The 16,263-nt window shown below is 58.4% G+C and carries 22 protein-coding genes; 11 read left to right on the top strand and 11 right to left on the bottom strand.

The window, feature by feature from the left end:
- Positions 1-9 precede the first annotated feature (9 nt).
- Genes ACYZT7_RS05690 through ACYZT7_RS05670 form a run of 5 tightly spaced genes read right to left on the bottom strand, consistent with a single transcriptional unit; the run spans position 10 to position 3,053 of the window.
- The gene (locus ACYZT7_RS05690) at positions 10-315 is read right to left on the bottom strand and encodes an STAS domain-containing protein (RefSeq protein WP_449643234.1); all 306 of its coding nucleotides are present in this window, start codon (positions 313-315) and stop codon (positions 10-12) included.
- Positions 312-968: an MlaC/ttg2D family ABC transporter substrate-binding protein gene (locus ACYZT7_RS05685; RefSeq protein WP_462040273.1), complete on the bottom strand. Its 657-nt coding sequence runs from the start codon at positions 966-968 to the stop codon at positions 312-314. The genes ACYZT7_RS05690 and ACYZT7_RS05685 overlap by 4 nt, the downstream gene beginning before the upstream one ends.
- Positions 969-979: 11 nt before the next feature.
- A complete protein-coding gene (mlaD, locus tag ACYZT7_RS05680) occupies positions 980-1,447 on the bottom strand; it encodes an outer membrane lipid asymmetry maintenance protein MlaD (protein ID WP_282375100.1) in 468 nt (155 codons plus the stop codon).
- The gene (gene mlaE / locus ACYZT7_RS05675) at positions 1,447-2,244 is read right to left on the bottom strand and encodes a lipid asymmetry maintenance ABC transporter permease subunit MlaE (RefSeq protein WP_008150745.1); all 798 of its coding nucleotides are present in this window, start codon (positions 2,242-2,244) and stop codon (positions 1,447-1,449) included. The genes mlaD and mlaE overlap by 1 nt, the downstream gene beginning before the upstream one ends.
- Positions 2,244-3,053, bottom strand: a complete 810-nt coding sequence (locus tag ACYZT7_RS05670; protein ID WP_059403257.1) for an ATP-binding cassette domain-containing protein — start codon at positions 3,051-3,053, stop codon at positions 2,244-2,246. Before ACYZT7_RS05670 ends, mlaE begins: the two co-directional genes overlap by 1 nt.
- A 276-nt stretch (positions 3,054-3,329) precedes the next feature.
- Between ACYZT7_RS05670 and ACYZT7_RS05665 the strand changes: the two genes are divergently transcribed.
- The 10 genes from ACYZT7_RS05665 to ACYZT7_RS05620 all read left to right on the top strand — a co-directional run bounded on the left by ACYZT7_RS05665 (position 3,330) and on the right by ACYZT7_RS05620 (position 10,355).
- Entirely contained in the window at positions 3,330-4,304 is a 975-nt protein-coding gene (locus ACYZT7_RS05665; RefSeq protein ID WP_462040272.1) for a KpsF/GutQ family sugar-phosphate isomerase, read from the top strand.
- Entirely contained in the window at positions 4,304-4,828 is a 525-nt protein-coding gene (locus ACYZT7_RS05660; protein ID WP_282375095.1) for a KdsC family phosphatase, read from the top strand. The genes ACYZT7_RS05665 and ACYZT7_RS05660 overlap by 1 nt, the downstream gene beginning before the upstream one ends.
- A 7-nt stretch (positions 4,829-4,835) precedes the next feature.
- Positions 4,836-5,408 carry an LPS export ABC transporter periplasmic protein LptC gene (gene lptC / locus ACYZT7_RS05655; protein WP_462040271.1) on the top strand — a complete coding sequence of 191 codons (573 nt, stop codon included), beginning with the start codon at positions 4,836-4,838 and terminating at the stop codon, positions 5,406-5,408.
- A complete protein-coding gene (lptA, locus tag ACYZT7_RS05650) occupies positions 5,395-5,943 on the top strand; it encodes a lipopolysaccharide transport periplasmic protein LptA (protein ID WP_449643231.1) in 549 nt (182 codons plus the stop codon). Before lptC ends, lptA begins: the two co-directional genes overlap by 14 nt.
- Positions 5,943-6,668 carry an LPS export ABC transporter ATP-binding protein gene (lptB, locus tag ACYZT7_RS05645; protein ID WP_282375090.1) on the top strand — a complete coding sequence of 242 codons (726 nt, stop codon included), beginning with the start codon at positions 5,943-5,945 and terminating at the stop codon, positions 6,666-6,668. The genes lptA and lptB overlap by 1 nt, the downstream gene beginning before the upstream one ends.
- A gap of 183 nt (positions 6,669-6,851) precedes the next feature.
- Positions 6,852-8,345 carry an RNA polymerase factor sigma-54 gene (locus tag ACYZT7_RS05640; RefSeq protein ID WP_282375089.1) on the top strand — a complete coding sequence of 498 codons (1,494 nt, stop codon included), beginning with the start codon at positions 6,852-6,854 and terminating at the stop codon, positions 8,343-8,345.
- A 73-nt stretch (positions 8,346-8,418) separates the two neighbouring features.
- The gene (gene hpf, locus ACYZT7_RS05635) at positions 8,419-8,727 is read left to right on the top strand and encodes a ribosome hibernation-promoting factor, HPF/YfiA family (protein ID WP_007941242.1); all 309 of its coding nucleotides are present in this window, start codon (positions 8,419-8,421) and stop codon (positions 8,725-8,727) included.
- Between the two features lie 12 nt (positions 8,728-8,739).
- Positions 8,740-9,204 (top strand): PTS IIA-like nitrogen regulatory protein PtsN, encoded by a 465-nt coding sequence (gene ptsN / locus ACYZT7_RS05630; protein ID WP_449643230.1) that lies wholly within the window; start codon positions 8,740-8,742, stop codon positions 9,202-9,204.
- A gap of 2 nt (positions 9,205-9,206) precedes the next feature.
- Entirely contained in the window at positions 9,207-10,064 is an 858-nt protein-coding gene (rapZ, locus tag ACYZT7_RS05625) for an RNase adapter RapZ (protein ID WP_462040270.1), read from the top strand.
- Between the two features lie 15 nt (positions 10,065-10,079).
- Positions 10,080-10,355 carry an HPr family phosphocarrier protein gene (locus ACYZT7_RS05620; protein ID WP_462040269.1) on the top strand — a complete coding sequence of 92 codons (276 nt, stop codon included), beginning with the start codon at positions 10,080-10,082 and terminating at the stop codon, positions 10,353-10,355.
- Between the two features lie 8 nt (positions 10,356-10,363).
- Here ACYZT7_RS05620 and ACYZT7_RS05615 read toward each other — a convergent pair whose 3' ends face one another.
- From ACYZT7_RS05615 to pmbA, 6 genes are all read right to left on the bottom strand, one after another.
- Entirely contained in the window at positions 10,364-11,257 is an 894-nt protein-coding gene (locus ACYZT7_RS05615) for a ZIP family metal transporter (protein WP_462040268.1), read from the bottom strand.
- A 30-nt stretch (positions 11,258-11,287) separates the two neighbouring features.
- Positions 11,288-11,899: a superoxide dismutase gene (locus tag ACYZT7_RS05610; RefSeq protein ID WP_462040267.1), complete on the bottom strand. Its 612-nt coding sequence runs from the start codon at positions 11,897-11,899 to the stop codon at positions 11,288-11,290.
- A 2-nt stretch (positions 11,900-11,901) separates the two neighbouring features.
- Positions 11,902-12,330, bottom strand: a complete 429-nt coding sequence (locus tag ACYZT7_RS05605; RefSeq protein WP_462040266.1) for a hypothetical protein — start codon at positions 12,328-12,330, stop codon at positions 11,902-11,904.
- Between the two features lie 26 nt (positions 12,331-12,356).
- On the bottom strand, positions 12,357-13,733 hold the full coding sequence (locus tag ACYZT7_RS05600; RefSeq protein ID WP_462040265.1) for a class II fumarate hydratase: 1,377 nt from the start codon (positions 13,731-13,733) through the stop codon (positions 12,357-12,359).
- Complete coding sequence (locus ACYZT7_RS05595; protein WP_462040264.1) at positions 13,726-14,121, bottom strand: FagA protein; 396 nt, start codon at positions 14,119-14,121, stop codon at positions 13,726-13,728. The genes ACYZT7_RS05600 and ACYZT7_RS05595 overlap by 8 nt, the downstream gene beginning before the upstream one ends.
- A 135-nt stretch (positions 14,122-14,256) precedes the next feature.
- Positions 14,257-15,603, bottom strand: coding sequence for a metalloprotease PmbA (gene pmbA / locus ACYZT7_RS05590; protein ID WP_462040263.1), 1,347 nt, complete (start codon positions 15,601-15,603; stop codon positions 14,257-14,259).
- A gap of 108 nt (positions 15,604-15,711) precedes the next feature.
- Between pmbA and yjgA the strand changes: the two genes are divergently transcribed.
- Positions 15,712-16,236 carry a ribosome biogenesis factor YjgA gene (gene yjgA / locus ACYZT7_RS05585; protein WP_347803536.1) on the top strand — a complete coding sequence of 175 codons (525 nt, stop codon included), beginning with the start codon at positions 15,712-15,714 and terminating at the stop codon, positions 16,234-16,236.
- Positions 16,237-16,263 lie beyond the last annotated feature (27 nt).

The following is a 16,263-nucleotide window of genomic DNA, read 5'->3' as shown; positions in this document are numbered from 1 at the left end:
TGATGCTGGTTAGGGATGCGCCAACAGCTCGGTCAATTCGCTGACCTGAGCTATTTCGCGCATGTCTTCTGGCATTCCACGGATGCTCAGCGCCTTGCCGGCCTCCTCTGCATCACGCATGAAGCACAGCAGCAGCGACAAGCCGACACTGCTGGACTTCAACACCGCCGAGCAATCGACCACCAGTGCAGCGGCCTTGCTGGACTTGATCAGCGCCTGCCCCTGCTTGCGCAAGCCCGGGCCGGTGCGGTAATCCAGCATGCCGCTCAGCGTCAGCTCGCCGGATTCGCTCATGCGAATGGCCGATACACTCATTGAGCTTGCGTCTCTGTGGTTTGCTTCTGGCTGGCGTCCTTGGCTTTGGCGACTTCTCCGGCCCAACCATTGATGGTCTTGTCCAGGTCGTTGCCATTGCGCTGCATCGCATCAGCGAACTGATCACGGAACAGCTTGCCGATGTTGATGCCGTTGATGATTACGTTGCGCAGCTTCCACTCGCCATTGATCTTTTCGAGCGTGTAAGACACAGGATAGACCGCGCCATTGCTGCCTTTGACCGTCATGGCAACGCTTGTACGGTCTCCGGACTCATCCTTGGCAGGGTCGACGACGATCCCCTGATTGTTGTACTCGAGCAAAGCGTTGCCATAGAACTGGAACAGACCCTTTTTGAAGTTTTCTTCAAAGGTCTTCATCTGCGCAGGCGTGGCTTTGCGTGAATACTTGACCGTCATGATGCTTTTGGAAATGCCCTCGGCATCCACCACAGGTCCGACGATGGTGTTCAGCGCCGTATAAAAGTCTTGCGGGTCTTGCTTGTACTTCTCTTTATTGGCCGACAGATCGGCAAGTAACCGAGTGGTGGTGTCCTGCACGATATCGTGCGCCGAGGGCGCTGCCACAGCGTTAGCCATCAACGGCAGGGCCGCGAGTAATACCAACAGGCCACGTCGCAAGGTAGAGATCATTCAAAAGCTCCTCATTTGGCGTCTTTACTAACGGTATTGAGCAGAAATTTACCGATCAGGTCCTCAAGTACCAGCGACGACTGCGTGTCGTGGATGGTTGAACCATCCTTGAGCAAGGTTTCTTCCCCGCCCACGCTGAGACCGATGTACTTCTCGCCCAACAGACCAGCGGTCAGGATAGATGCAGTGGAGTCAGTCGGCAGGTTATCTACGCGCTTTTCCAGCTGCATGGTCACTCGACCGGTGAAACTGTCGCGGTCCAGATCGATCGCCGTGACCTTGCCGATGGTCACACCGGCCATGGTCACTTTAGCTCTGACAGTCAAACCGGCGATATTGTCGAAATACGCATAAGTTTTATAAGTATCGGTGGTTGCGCTCGGGGACAGACCACTCACCCGCAACGCCAGCAACAGCAAAGCCAGGATGCCAGCCAGCAAGAAAAGGCCGACACCGATTTCCAGGGTGCGGTTTTGCATCAGAAATCTCCAAACATCAAGGCGGTCAGAATAAAGTCCAGGCCAAGTACAGCCAAAGAGGCATACACCACGGTCTTGGTAGTGGCACGACTGATCCCCTCGGAAGTGGGTTCGCAGTCATAGCCTTGGAATACGGCGATCCAGGTCACGACAAAGGCGAAAACGATGCTTTTGATGATGCCGTTGAGCACATCATCAGCAAAGGTCACGCTGTTCTGCATGTTGGACCAGTAGGAACCTTCATAGACACCCAGCCAGTCGACGGCCACCCACGAACCACCCCAGATTCCCACCACGCTGAAGATCATCGCCAGCACCGGCAGGGAAATGAAGCCGGCCCACAGGCGCGGGGCAATGATGTACTTGAGCGGGTCGACACCAATCATTTCCAGACTGGACAACTGCTCGGTGGACTTCATGTTGCCGATTTCGGCAGTCAAGGCCGAACCGGCGCGCCCGGCGAACAACAATGCCGTGACCACGGGGCCCAGTTCGCGCAACAGCGTCAGCGCAACCATCTGGCCGACCGCCTGCTCCGAACCGTAGCTGGATAGAATATTGAAGCCTTGCAGCGCCAGCACCATGCCGATGAATACCCCGGAGACCACGATGATCACCAGGGACATCACGCCCACTGAATGCAGTTGCTTGATCAGCAGGCCAAAACCGCCACCAATGCCACCACGACCGAGCAAGGCATGAAACAGGAATATCGCCGAACGGCCGAACACCCCCAGCACGTCAATGCCAGAGTGGCCGAACCGGCGAACCCGCTCTATTAGTGAAATCTTGCGCATCAACGCTTCCCCAGAAGATCTGCGCGGTAATCCGTCGCTGGAAAGTGATAGGCGACTGGACCGTCCGGCTCACCTGTCATGAATTGACGGATGCGTGGCTCCTGCGAGTTCATCAGTTCCTCGGGAGTACCCTGCCCCAACACCTGGCCTTCGCCGACGACATAGATGTAATCGGCGATGCTCGCGGTCTCGGCCAGGTCGTGGGAGACCACGATACTGGTGATGCCCAGCGCATCGTTGAGCAGGCGGATCAGGCGCACCAGCACGCCCATGGCGATGGGGTCCTGGCCGACAAAGGGCTCGTCATACATGAGGATTTGCGGATCGAGGGCAATCGCCCGGGCCAGAGCGACACGACGCTTCATGCCGCCGGACAACTCGTCAGGCATCAGGTCGATGGCGCCACGCAAGCCCACGGCCTGCAATTTGAGCAGGACAATGTCCCGGATCATTTCTTCCGGCAGTTCGGTATGAACGCGTAGCGGAAAGGCAACGTTCTCGAACACATCGAGATCGGTGAACAGTGCACCGCTCTGAAAAAGCACGCCCATGTGCTTGCGCGCATCGAACAGATCACTGCGCGACAGCTTCGGCAGGTTCTGCCCGTTGACCCAGACTTCGCCTTTGGTGGGCCGCAACTGTGCACCCATCAGCCGCAACAGCGTAGTCTTGCCACAGCCGGAAGGCCCCATGATGCCGGTAACCTTGCCGCGCGGGATACGTATATCGACGTTATTGAAAATGCTGCGCGCACCGCGCTTGAAGGTCAGTCCCTTCAGCTCGACCGCGTAGGCTTTATCGGCACTCATCTAAACTCCTTGCGATGCAGCCTCTCACTCGGACGCCTGACTTTCTGACGAAAGCACATACCTCCCGGGCAGGCCGAACTGGCGGCGAACTATATCACTGCAAAGGCCAAGCGCCCAAGGCCCACGCCGGGCCATGTTCAGCAACATGACAAGGTAAAAGCTTCTATTCAGGGGTATTCGGTAACAGGGAATGACAAAGCGCGACGAACTTGCGTGAGGGTTTCGAGCATTACCGTTATAATCGCCGACTTTTCATCAGGCTATACGATTTCTGACATGAGCCAATCCAGCGATCTGATTCAATCTGCCCAACGCACCATCCGCCTCGAATTGGAAGCCGTACAAGGCTTGCTGCCCCGTATCGACGCAGATTTCGTACGCGCTTGCGAGATGATTCTGGCCAGCAAAGGCCGCGTGGTCGTGGTCGGCATGGGCAAGTCCGGGCACATCGGCAGCAAGATCGCCGCCACCCTGGCCAGCACCGGCACCACGGCCTTTTTCGTGCACCCGGCCGAAGCCAGCCACGGCGACATGGGCATGATCACCCGCGACGACATCATCCTGGCGCTGTCGAACTCCGGCTCCACCAATGAAATCGTTACCCTGCTGCCACTGATCAAGCGTCTGGGCATTCAATTGATCAGCATGACCGGCAACCCTGAATCACCACTGGCGAAGGCTGCCGAGGTCAACCTCAACGTGCGCGTCGAGCACGAAGCCTGCCCGCTTAACCTGGCACCGACCTCGTCGACCACTGCCGCGCTGGTCATGGGCGACGCCCTGGCCGTTGCGCTGCTGGAAGCCCGCGGCTTTACCGCTGAAGATTTCGCCTTTTCCCATCCGGGTGGCGCGTTGGGCCGACGCCTGCTGCTGAAAGTGGAAAACGTCATGCACGCCGGGCAAGAGCTGCCGCAGGTTCAGCGCGGCACCCTGCTCAAGGACGCGCTGATGGAAATGACCCGCAAGGGCCTGGGCATGACGGCGATCCTCGAAGCCGATGGCAAACTCGCCGGGATCTTCACCGACGGCGATTTGCGTCGCACTCTGGACCGAACCATCGATATCCACCACGCGACCATCGACGAGGTCATGACTATTCACGGCAAGACTGCCCGTCCCGAGATGCTCGCGGCCGAGGCTCTGAAAATCATGGAAGACCATCGAATCAACGCGCTGGTGGTGGTGGACAAGGAGGACCGACCGATCGGCGCCTTCAACCTCTCCGATCTGCTGCGCGCAGGAGTAATGTGATGAGCACCGACCTGTTGCAACGCGGCAAGAACATCAAGCTGGCGATTTTCGACGTCGATGGCGTACTGACCGACGGACGCCTGTACTTCCTCGAAGACGGCAGCGAATTCAAGACCTTCAACACCCTCGACGGACAAGGCATCAAGATGTTGATGGCAGCCGGTGTGCAGACCGCTATCATCAGCGGCCGCAAGACCCCGGTGGTCGAGCGACGAGCGAAGAACCTCGGCATTCCACACCTGTACCAGGGGCGCGAAGACAAACTGGTGGTGCTCGACGAGCTTCTTGCCCAACTCAACCTAAGCTATGAGCAAGTCGCCTATCTCGGCGACGACCTGCCGGACCTGCCGGTGATTCGCCGCGTCGGCCTGGGCATGGCGGTGGCCAACGCTGCCAGTTTCGTCCGTGAACACGCCCACGGCATCACCCAGGCTCGTGGTGGCGAGGGTGCCGCTCGCGAATTCTGCGAATTGATCCTGCGCGCCCAGGGCCGCCTCGATGCGGCCAACGCCGCGTACCTGTGAGCCAACTATGCTGAGTAAAACGATTCGCAAATTCCTGGTATTCGGTTGCATCGCAGCGATATTCGCGGCGGTCGGCTACTGGAACATCAGCCCGGAACGCTTCCTCGACCAGCCAGTGGCAAAGGTCGATGAAACCGCGATCGACTATTACGCGGTCAACGCCCACAGCGTGCAGTACCTGCCGGACGGTAAACTGCAATACGAAATGACGTCCGACAAGGTTGAACACCTGAAGGCGACCGAAGTGACGCTGTTGACCAATCCCGACCTGAACCTGTTCCGCGGCACCGAGTTTCCCTGGCACGTCCAGAGCGAGCACGGCGAAGTGAACCCCGACGGCACTCAGGTCGAACTGATCGACTCGGTGCGCATCACGCGTTTCGACGAGAAAAACCGCAAGACGCTGATTACCACCACCCGCATGACAGTGTTCCCGCAGCAGCAATATGCGCAGACCGATCAACCCGTTAGAATCGACGGCGCTGGTGGTGTCTCGACTGGCAAGGGAATGAAGGCGTATTTGAAAGAAAGCAGGATACACCTGCTATCGAACGTAAGAGGACAGTATGAGGCTCGTTAAAACCCTCCCTATTTTGCTCGGCCTGAGCGCAGCACTGGGAAGCGTGAGCGCCTGGGCTCTGCCGGACGATCAACAGCAGCCTATCCGCATCCAGGCGGACGATGCCCAACTGGACGACAAGAACGGCATTGCCACCTATAAAGGTGACGTGATCATCACCCAGGGCTCGATGAAGGTCACCGGCAATACTGTGACCATGACCCGCACCCCAGCCGGCGATATCGACGTAGTGACTTCGGTGGGCAACCTCGCCTACTTCGAGCAACTGCAAACGGCAGGCGATACAAAGCCGGTTCAAGGCTATGGCGTCACTATCCAGTACCACGCCTCGCAAGACCGTGTCGTGCTGATCGACCGCGCCAAAGTCATCGACAAGGACGGCAACGTGACCCAGGGCGAGAAAATCGTCTATGACACCAACAAAAAGCTCGCCAGCGCCGGTCGCGCTACGGGCAGTAAGGTCACCGAGTCGCGTCCGCGGATCGACATGGTGATCCAGCCGAAAAAGAAAACCGAAGAGCAAAAGGCCCCGTAATGGCAACTCTGAAAGCTCAGCATCTGGCCAAGAGCTACAAGAGCCGTCAGGTCGTGCGCGACGTCAGCCTGTCGATCGACAGCGGTCAGATCGTCGGCCTGCTGGGTCCCAACGGCGCCGGCAAGACCACCTGTTTCTACATGATTGTTGGCTTGGTACAGGCCGATCAGGGCCGCGTACTGATTGACGATCTGGATGTCAGCCACCAGCCCATGCACGGTCGTGCGAAGGCCGGTATCGGCTATCTTCCGCAAGAAGCATCGATCTTCCGCAAACTCTCGGTAGCCGACAACATCATGGCAATCCTCGAGACCCGCAAGGAGCTCGACAAGACCGGTCGTCGCAAAGAGCTGGAAAGCCTGCTGCAGGAATTCCACATCAGCCACATCCGCGACAACCTCGGCATGAGTCTGTCCGGCGGTGAACGCCGCCGCGTGGAAATCGCCCGGGCACTGGCGACCAACCCGAAATTCATCCTCCTCGACGAACCGTTCGCCGGCGTGGACCCGATTTCGGTGGGCGACATCAAGCAGATCATCTATCACCTCAAGGCCAAAGGCATTGGCGTATTGATCACTGACCACAACGTCCGTGAAACCCTGGATATCTGCGAAACCGCTTACATCGTCAACGATGGCCAACTGATTGCCGAAGGTGACTCTGCCACCATCCTGGCCAACGACCTGGTCAAGGAAGTGTATCTGGGCCATGAGTTCCGCCTGTAAGCACTGAGGTGCCTGGCTAGTCGACCGAGCGCTAGTCTCGATAAAAATGAATACTTTTTTATTGTTACAGCGCTCTAGGCAAACGTTGCAGTTTCAGGCATATAATTTGCTTATGTTTGGCGCTCCGGCGCCCTGTAGTGGATGGCGCATGTGCGCCGGCGAATAAGGTGTTAAGCCCCTGCCATGAAACCATCGCTAGTCTTGAGAATGGGCCAGCAGCTGACGATGACACCGCAGCTGCAACAGGCCATCCGCCTGCTCCAATTGTCGACCCTGGACCTGCAACAGGAAATCCAGGAGGCCCTGGAGTCCAATCCGATGCTCGAACGCCAGGAAGAAGGCGACGACTTCGATAACGCCGACCCCTTGGCCGACAAAGCCGAACAGCCTCCCAACGCCGATGTTTCGGAACCCTCCTACCAGGAAACCGCCCCGACTGTAGACAACCTCGAGGAAGGTGACTGGAACGAGCGCATTCCCAACGAACTGCCCGTCGACACCGCGTGGGAAGACGTCTACCAGACCAGCGCCAGCAGCCTGCCGAGCAACGATGACGATGAGTGGGATTTCACCACCCGTACATCGGCCGGCGAAAGCCTGCAAAGCCACTTGCTGTGGCAACTGAACCTGGCACCGATGTCCGACACTGATCGCCTGATTGCCGTGACCCTGATCGACTGCATCAACAATCAGGGCTACCTGGACGAAACCCTCGAGGAGATTCTCGAAGCCTTCGATCCGGAACTGGACATCGAACTGGACGAAATCGAAGCCGTCCTGCACCGCATCCAGCAATTCGAACCCGCTGGCATCGGCGCCCGTAACCTGGGTGAATGCCTGCTGCTGCAATTACGTCAGTTGTCCGCCAAGACCCCTTGGCTGGTCGAGGCCAAACGCCTGGTCACCGATTACATTGACCTGCTCGGCAGCCGCGACTACAGCCAGCTGATGCGTCGCATGAAGCTCAAGGAAGATGAGCTGCGCCAAGTGATTGAACTGGTCCAGAGCCTCAACCCGCGCCCAGGCTCGCAAATCGAGTCCAGCGAAGCCGAATACGTCGTTCCCGACGTGATCGTACGCAAGGACAACGAGCGCTGGCTGGTGGAACTGAACCAGGAATCCGTGCCGCGACTGCGGGTCAATGCTCAATACGCTGGTTTCGTGCGCCGCGCCGACACCAGCGCCGACAACACCTTCATGCGCAATCAGTTGCAAGAGGCCCGCTGGTTCATCAAGAGCCTGCAAAGCCGCAACGAAACCCTGATGAAAGTAGCCACTCAGATCGTCGAGCATCAGCGCGGCTTTCTTGAATACGGCGACGAAGCCATGAAACCGCTGGTCCTGCATGACATCGCCGAAGCGGTGGGCATGCATGAGTCGACGATTTCACGGGTGACCACGCAAAAGTTCATGCATACCCCACGAGGCATATATGAACTGAAATACTTTTTCTCGAGCCACGTCAGCACCTCCGAGGGCGGTGAATGCTCGTCCACGGCGATCCGCGCGATCATCAAAAAACTGGTTGCCGCGGAAAATCAGAAAAAGCCGTTGAGTGACAGCAAGATCGCTGGTTTACTGGAGGCACAAGGCATTCAGGTGGCTCGCCGCACCGTCGCCAAGTACCGCGAATCCCTCGGGATCGCGCCTTCGAGCGAACGCAAGCGGTTGATGTAGAGCCACGCCACAGCGTTCCAGCGGCAGGCATTTCTGCCTGCCGCTTTATGCACTGGCAACGAAGGAGAGCTGTATGCAAGTCAACATCAGTGGACACCAACTGGAAGTGACCGAACCTCTTCGCACCTACATCGGCGAAAAACTCGAACGATTAGAGAGGCATTTCGACAAGATCACCAACGTGCAAGTCACGATGACGGTCGAAAAGCTCAAGCAGAAAATCGAAGCCACGCTGCATATTCCCGGCAATGAAGTGGTCGCAAACGCGGAGCATACCGATATGTACGCGGCGATCGACGCACTGACCGACAAGCTGGATAAACAACTCAAAAAGCATAAGGAAAAGACCCAAAGCCTCCTCCAGGGCGCGACCGGTCGTTAACACTCCCAACCCATGATCCGACTTGAAAGCATCCTGACCCCCGGCCGTTCCCTCGTGAACGTGCCGGGCGGCAGCAAAAAGAAAGCCCTCGAGCAAATTGCCAACCTTATCCACCGCGAAGTGCCGGATCTGGAGATGCAAGATGTCTTCGAGGCTCTGATTGCCCGTGAAAAACTCGGTTCGACCGGTTTTGGCAACGGCATCGCCATCCCCCACTGTCGCCTGAAGGGCTGCAACTCGCCCATCAGCGCCTTGATGCACCTCGACGCCCCCATCGATTTCGACGCCATCGACGGTGCTCCGGTTGACCTGCTGTTCGTTCTGCTGGTCCCGCAAGCTGCCACCGATGCGCACCTGGAGCTACTGCGCCAGATCGCCAGCATGCTCGATCGCAAGGAAGTGCGCGAAAAACTGCGCAGCGCTCCGAGCAATGAAGCCTTGTATCAGGTTGTCCTGGACGAGCAAAACGGTCACTAATCATGCGTTTGATCATCGTCAGTGGCCGCTCCGGCTCAGGTAAAAGTACCGCCCTCGATGTACTCGAGGATAACGGCTACTACTGCATTGACAACCTTCCCGCCGGCCTGTTGCCGGAGCTGGCCGAACGCGCGCTGATTCACACCGAGCTGGCACAACCGCTGGTTGCCGTGTCCATCGATGCGCGCAACTTGCCAAGTCACTTATCGCGGTTTCCCGAGCTGCTGGAAGAAGTGCGCAGCCGGCATATCCAGTGTGATGTGCTTTATCTGGACGCCGACGAAGAAACCTTGCTCAAACGCTTCTCGGAAACCCGCCGGCGCCACCCGCTGAGCAATGCCAATCGTTCGCTGGCGGAAGCGATCAACGATGAGACCGCCTTGCTCGGGCCGATTGCGGACCTCGCCGACCTCAAAGTAAACACCACCAACCTGAACCTGTATCAGCTGCGCGATACCATCAAGCTGCGCCTGCTGAACCAGCCGGAACCCGGTACCGCGTTTCTGGTGGAGTCTTTTGGTTTCAAGCGTGGCATGCCGGTGGACGCCGATCTGGTGTTCGACGTGCGTTGCCTGCCCAATCCCTATTGGAAGCCGGAGTTGCGCGATCATTCCGGGCTCGATCAACCGGTCGCCGATTACCTGGCGGCCCAGCCGGATGTCGAAGAGATGTACCAGGACATTTCCACGTACTTGCTCAAGTGGCTGCCACGCTTCGCCGCCAGCAACCGTGCTTACGTCACCATTGCCATTGGCTGCACCGGCGGACATCACCGCTCCGTCTACCTGACCGAACGTCTGGGCCAGGCCCTACAAAAAACCCTGAAGAACGTCCAGGTTCGCCACCGCGACCTCAGCTAAAGGATTCACACCGCGATGCCTGCTCTGGAAATCGAAATCATCAACAAACTGGGCCTGCATGCCCGTGCTTCTGCGAAATTCGTCGGCGTCGCCGGCGAATTCAAGGATTGCACGATCCGGGTCGGACGTACTCCCGAGTCCATGGTAGACGGAAAAAGCATCATGGCGATGATGATGCTCGCTGCCGGCAAGGGAACAATAGTTCACCTGAGTACCGAAGGTGAGCAAGCTGACGAAGCCTTGCAGGCGTTGGTGGATTTGATCAAGGACTACTTCGGCGAAGGTGGTTAAGCACTCGCCTAGGCGAGCGCTGTATCCATCACCATCATCAAACAAAACCCGATCAGCAGCCCAAGACTTGCAAGTTTGTCGTGACCATTGCGGCGCGACTCGGGAATGACTTCATGGGTGACGACCAGCAACATTGCCCCGGCCGCCAGTGCCAACCCCAAGGGCAACAACAATTCCGCCAGGCTAACCAGCCAAGCGCACAACAGCGCGAAGACCGGTTCGACCAGACCTGATGCAGCACCGATCAGGAACGCCTTGACCCGCGACATGCCTGCCCCGGCCAAGACCAGCGCGATCACCAGACCTTCCGGCACATCCTGCAAAGCGATGCCCATGGCCAGGCTATCAGCGTCGGGCATGCCACCACCCGCCGACACACCAACCGCCATGCCTTCGGGGATGTTGTGGGCAATGATCGCAAACAAAAATAACCAGATTCGCGGCGGGATGACCGGTCGTTCCAGCGTGCCTACGAGCATTTCCGGCGACGCACCTGACACCTTGCGATCAACCAGGAACAATCCAAATGCACCCAGCATGATGCCGAAACTGATCAGTCCGCTGGCCGCCCAAGGCGTCAGCCCCAGGTTTTCAGCGGCTGAGATCCCGGGAACGATCAACGAAAACGCTGTCGCCGCGAGCATCACCCCGGCCCCGAAGCCAAGCAGTGAATCACTGACCGCCTGGGGCATCCGCCGAATCACCAGCACAGGCACCGCACCCAAGGCAGTGCCCAAGGCGCAGATTGCCCCGCCTTGCAGCGCACGCAGCAGTTTCGGCTCAAGGTCCAGCCATGCCAGCCCCTGGACAACCAATAACGTCATGCCCGCCAGCAGTAACAGCGATCCGAATGCGTAACGAAACATTCGTCCACTTCCGATCGCCAGTGTTTCAGTGCCCATAGCCAGCCTTGGATTGTTTTTGTAGAAGCCTTAAACCAGTGCAGCCTGATAGCGCGTAGCGACTTCAGGCCAATTGATCACGTTGTAGAACGCGTTGATGTATTCCGGGCGGCGGTTCTGATAACGCAGGTAATACGCATGCTCCCAAACATCCAGGCCGAGGATTGGCGTATTACCCTTCATCAACGGGCTGTCCTGATTACCGCTGCTTTCAACGACCAACGTCTTTTGCGGCGTCACACTGAGCCAGGCCCAGCCGCTGCCGAAACGCGTCAGCGCGGCTTTGGTGAAGGCATCCTTGAAACTGTCGAGGCCGCCGAGCTGTTCTTCAATTGCGCTTGCCAATTCACCTTCAGGTTTGCCGCCGCCGTTGGGCGCCATCACTTCCCAGAACAGCGAATGATTGGCGTGACCGCCGCCCTGATTGACTACTGCCGCGCGAAGTTTTTCCGGCAATTGCTGGATGCTGGCCACCAGTTTTTCCACCGGCCACTCGGCAAACTCGGTGCCTTCGACCGCAGCGTTGAGGTTGTTGATGTAGGTCTGGTGGTGCTTGGTGTAGTGGATTTCCATGGTCTGCGCATCGATGTGCGGTTCCAGGGCGTCGTAGGCGTATGGCAAGGCAGGCAGCGTAAAAGCCATTATCAACGAACTCCATGATGTAGAGGCGTAGGCGATACGGCATCGATATGCAGCAAACGATGGGTGCGCGGATACTCGCCGTGTTCGCTGATGAAATTCAGCAGTTCGACGTAGGTCTTGCTGCTCTGGCGCAACGCTGCTTCGCGCAGGGCCGGTGCCAGTCGTGGGTCCTGCATGGTCTGCAACAACCGCTGATGGATGGCGCACAAGTATTCGGCACTCTCCTCCGGCTGGTTCAGACGCAAGTGAAGATCTGCCAGGTTGTGATGGGAAATCACGCAGGCCGCCACCGCCTCGTCGGCATCCGCCCAGCGCTCGAACAACACCTGAGCCAAGGCCAATGCCTGCAAGTAAGCCTCGCGGGCATCGACCAATTCGCCCAGCATGAAACAGCGATTAGCCCTTTCGATCGTGCGTTTCCAGTGCTCCATGTGAGCCTCCAAAGCGGTTGCGGTGATTACACGCCGCCTGCGGTGAGCTTTTCCGGGTCCAGCAAAACCTCAAGCTGGCTGCGGGTCAGGTCGGTGTGTTCCAGAGCCACATCGATCACCGGACGGCCTTGCTGATAGGCCTGCTTGGCGATCTCTGCGGCTTTTTGGTAACCAATGATCGGGTTGAGTGCGGTGACCAGGATCGGGTTGCGCGACAGCGCTTCCTTGAGCCTGGCCTCGTTGACCTTGAAGCTGGCGATGGCCTTTTCACCCAGCAGATAGCTGGAGTTGGCCAGCAACTCGATGCTGCTCAGCAGGTTATGGGCGATGATCGGCAGCATCACGTTCAGCTCGAAATTGCCCGACTGACCGGCGATGGTAATGACCGTGTCATTGCCGATGACCTGAGCGGCAACCATGGCGGTCGCTTCCGGGATCACCGGGTTGACCTTGCCAGGCATGATCGAAGAACCCGGCTGCAAAGCTTCGAGTTCGATTTCACCAAGGCCTGCCAGCGGGCCGGAGTTCATCCAGCGCAAGTCGTTGGCGATTTTCATCAGAGAAACCGCCGTGGCCTTGAGCTGACCCGAAACACTGACTGCCGTGTCCTGGGAGCCGATCAGTGCAAACAGATCCTTACCCGGTTTGAATTGCACCTGGGTCAGCTTGCTCAGGTGCTCACTGAAACGCGCCGCGAATTGCGGATGAGCATTGATTCCGGTGCCCACTGCCGTGCCGCCCTGAGCCAGGGATTGCAGACTCGGCAGCAGATCTTGCAAATGAACGATGTTGGCCTTGAGCTGCTGCGCCCAACCGTTGAGCACCTGACTCATGCGCACCGGCATGGCGTCCATCAAGTGGGTGCGGCCGGTTTTGACGTGGTGATGAACCTCTTCGGCCTTGCGCTCGATCACCTGTACCAGACGCACCAGCGCCGGCAACAATTGCTCGTGCAACGCAAGCGCAGCACTGACGTGAATGGTGGTCGGGATGATGTCGTTGCTGCTTTGGCCGCAATTGACGTGATCGTTGGGGTTCACCGGTTCACCCAGCAGACGGCTGGCCAGGGTGGCGATCACTTCGTTGGCGTTCATGTTCGAACTGGTGCCGGAACCGGTCTGGAAGATATCCACCGGAAAATGCTGCATGAAGTCGCTTTGGAGCAGGCCCAGTGCCGCATCGACGATGGCTTTGCCCTGGGATTCGCTGATTTGTTTGAGTTCGACGTTGGCTCGGGCAGCGGCGGCTTTGGCCAGGATCAGCGCGCGGATGAACTGCACCGGCATCGGTTCTCCACTGATCGGGAAGTTATCCACAGCACGCTGGGTCTGTGCGCCGTAGAGGGCGTCCACTGGCACTTGAAGCTCGCCCATGCTATCGCGTTCGATACGAGTTTTACTCATCGGGAAATCCTTGCACCAGTTCTATGAGAGGAATCGAGGGCTGCAACTCGCAGGTCGCCAGTTGCCAGGTGTAGCTCTGCCAGCGCTTGAGGCGGCATTTACACAGAGAGAGGCGCTCCAGATCGCGCAACGGGCGCCAGGACTGGTCCAGACAAAAGGTGCGCCAGTGCCAGGGCAGTGCGACATCGGCGGCGGTGTCGAGCAACAAACGCAAAGAAGTTTCGGCGATGGTCCAGGGAGACGTTGCCGTGCAGCAGGCGAGATACCGACCTTCGGCCAGGTAATGTTCGATCAGACGAGGCTCGTCAGGGTCCATTGCGCAACGGATCTGGCGACTCATCCAGCGCCAGCTTTCGAGGTAAGGCTGCTCGTGCAAGGCAGAACTCATGATCCGGGCTCATTCGGTAATGAGATTTATTATTAGATGATAATGAGAAACAAAACAACCTCGAGAAAATCAACGCACAAAAAAGGCGCGCCGCCCAACGATGGGTGACGCGCCTTTTTGCGTAACGGTTAAGCGTTAGCTACCCGCCACCGTCATCCGCTCGATCAGCACCGAACCTGTACGAATGTTGCTGCGCAGTTCCAGGTCATTACCGACGGCAACGATCTGTTTGAACATGTCACGCATGTTGCCGGCGATGGTCACTTCCTGAACCGCAAACTGGATTTCGCCATTCTCGACCCAGAAACCCGCCGCGCCTCGGGAGTAATCGCCAGTGACCATGTTCAGGCCCTGGCCCATCAACTCAGTCACCAGCAGGCCGCGGCCCATGCGTCGCAACAAGGCTCCCTGGTCTTCGTCGCCATGGGTGACGAACAGGTTGTGCACCCCGCCGGCATTGGCAGTGCTCGGCATCCCGAGCTTGCGGCCGGAGTACGTGCCGAGAATGTACGACACCAACTCGCCTTTTTCGACGAACGGTTTGGCGTAGGTCGCCAAACCGTCGCCATCGAACGCCGAACTGCCCATGGCGCGCATCAGGTGCGGACGCTCATCGATGGTCAGCCATTCCGGGAACAGCTTCTGCCCCAGCGTGCCTTCAAGGAACGACGATTTGCGATACAGACTGCCACCGGAAATCGCCGAAAGGAAACTGCCGAACAAACCACCGGCCAGTTCCGCGGAAAACAGCACCGGCACTTCGCAGGTCGGTACCGGACGCGCACCCAGACGGCTCGCCGCCCGTTGCGCGGCACGCTGGCCGATGCTCACCGGGTCGGCCAGCAAGTTGCCCTGACGGTTCACGTCGTACCAGTAATCGCGCTGCATCTGGCCATCGGCCTCGGCAATCATCACGCAGCTCAAGCTGTGACGGGTCGACGCGTAGCCGCCGATAAAACCATGACTGTTGCCGTAAACGCGGCAGCCCTGGTGGGTGCTGAGGGTGGTGCCGTCGGCGTTCTTGATCCGACTGTCGGTGGCAAACGCCGCCGCTTCACAGGCCAGGGCCTGCTCGATGGCTTGTTCCGGGGTGATGTCCCATTGATGGAACAGGTCGAAATCCTGCAGATCCTTGGCCATCAGCGCGGCGTCCGCCAGGCCCGAAGCTTCGTCTTCGGAAGTGTGCTTGGCGATGGCCAATGCGGCGGCGACGGTTTCGCGAATCGCCTCCGGACCGCTGGCGGACGTGCTCGCCGAGCCCTTGCGCTGGCCAGCGTACAAGGTGATGCCAAAACCCTGATCGCGGTGGAATTCGACGGTTTCGACTTCACGCTGACGCACCGTGGTGGACAGGCCCTGCTCCAGGGACACCGCCACTTCACAGGCACTGGCACCCTGGCGCTTGGCTTCAGCGATGATCTGCTCGACTTGTTCTTGCAGTGCCGGCAACGCTTGTGGGCCGACGCTTTCAACTGCACTCATGCTGTTCTCCACTCAAATTCTGCTTTCGGCTGGGGCCTTCGAGCGACCGGGCCGGACAAGCGGCCCCCGACTGGTTATCATGGCGGCGTTTCTTTGCGGACTGCCACCATGGTTGATTCTTACGACGACTCCCTCGATACGGGAGAAAAAAGCAAATCCCAGGTTAAACGCGAGCTTCATGCTCTGGTTGACCTTGGCGAGCGCCTTACAACGCTCAAGCCTGACTTGCTGGCAAAGCTGCCGTTGACCGACGCTTTGCGCCGGGCTCTGGGCGATGCCTCCAAGCACACCGCGAATATCGCGCGTAAACGGCACCTTATGTTCATCGGCAAACTGATGCGCGATCAGGACACTGACGCCATTCTGACTCTGCTCGATCAACTCGATGCCTCCACTCGGCAGTACAACGAACGTTTCCATGGCCTGGAACGCTGGCGCGATCGCTTGATCGCGGGCGACGATGCGGTCCTGGAGAAGTTCGTGGTCGACTACCCGGAGGCTGATCGTCAGCAATTGCGCTCCCTGATCCGTCAGGCCCAGCACGAACTGGCGACCAACAAGCCACCGGCATCGAGCCGTAAAATCTTCAAGTACATCCGTGAGCTGGACGAGACTCAACGCGGTTTGCGTTAAATCTCGAATCGGGTGAGCTGCATTGCA

It is taken from the genome of Pseudomonas sp. RT4P38 (genome assembly GCF_054897765.1).
Note: the sequence above shows the minus strand (reverse complement) of the source record. Positions and strands in the feature narration are given on the sequence as shown.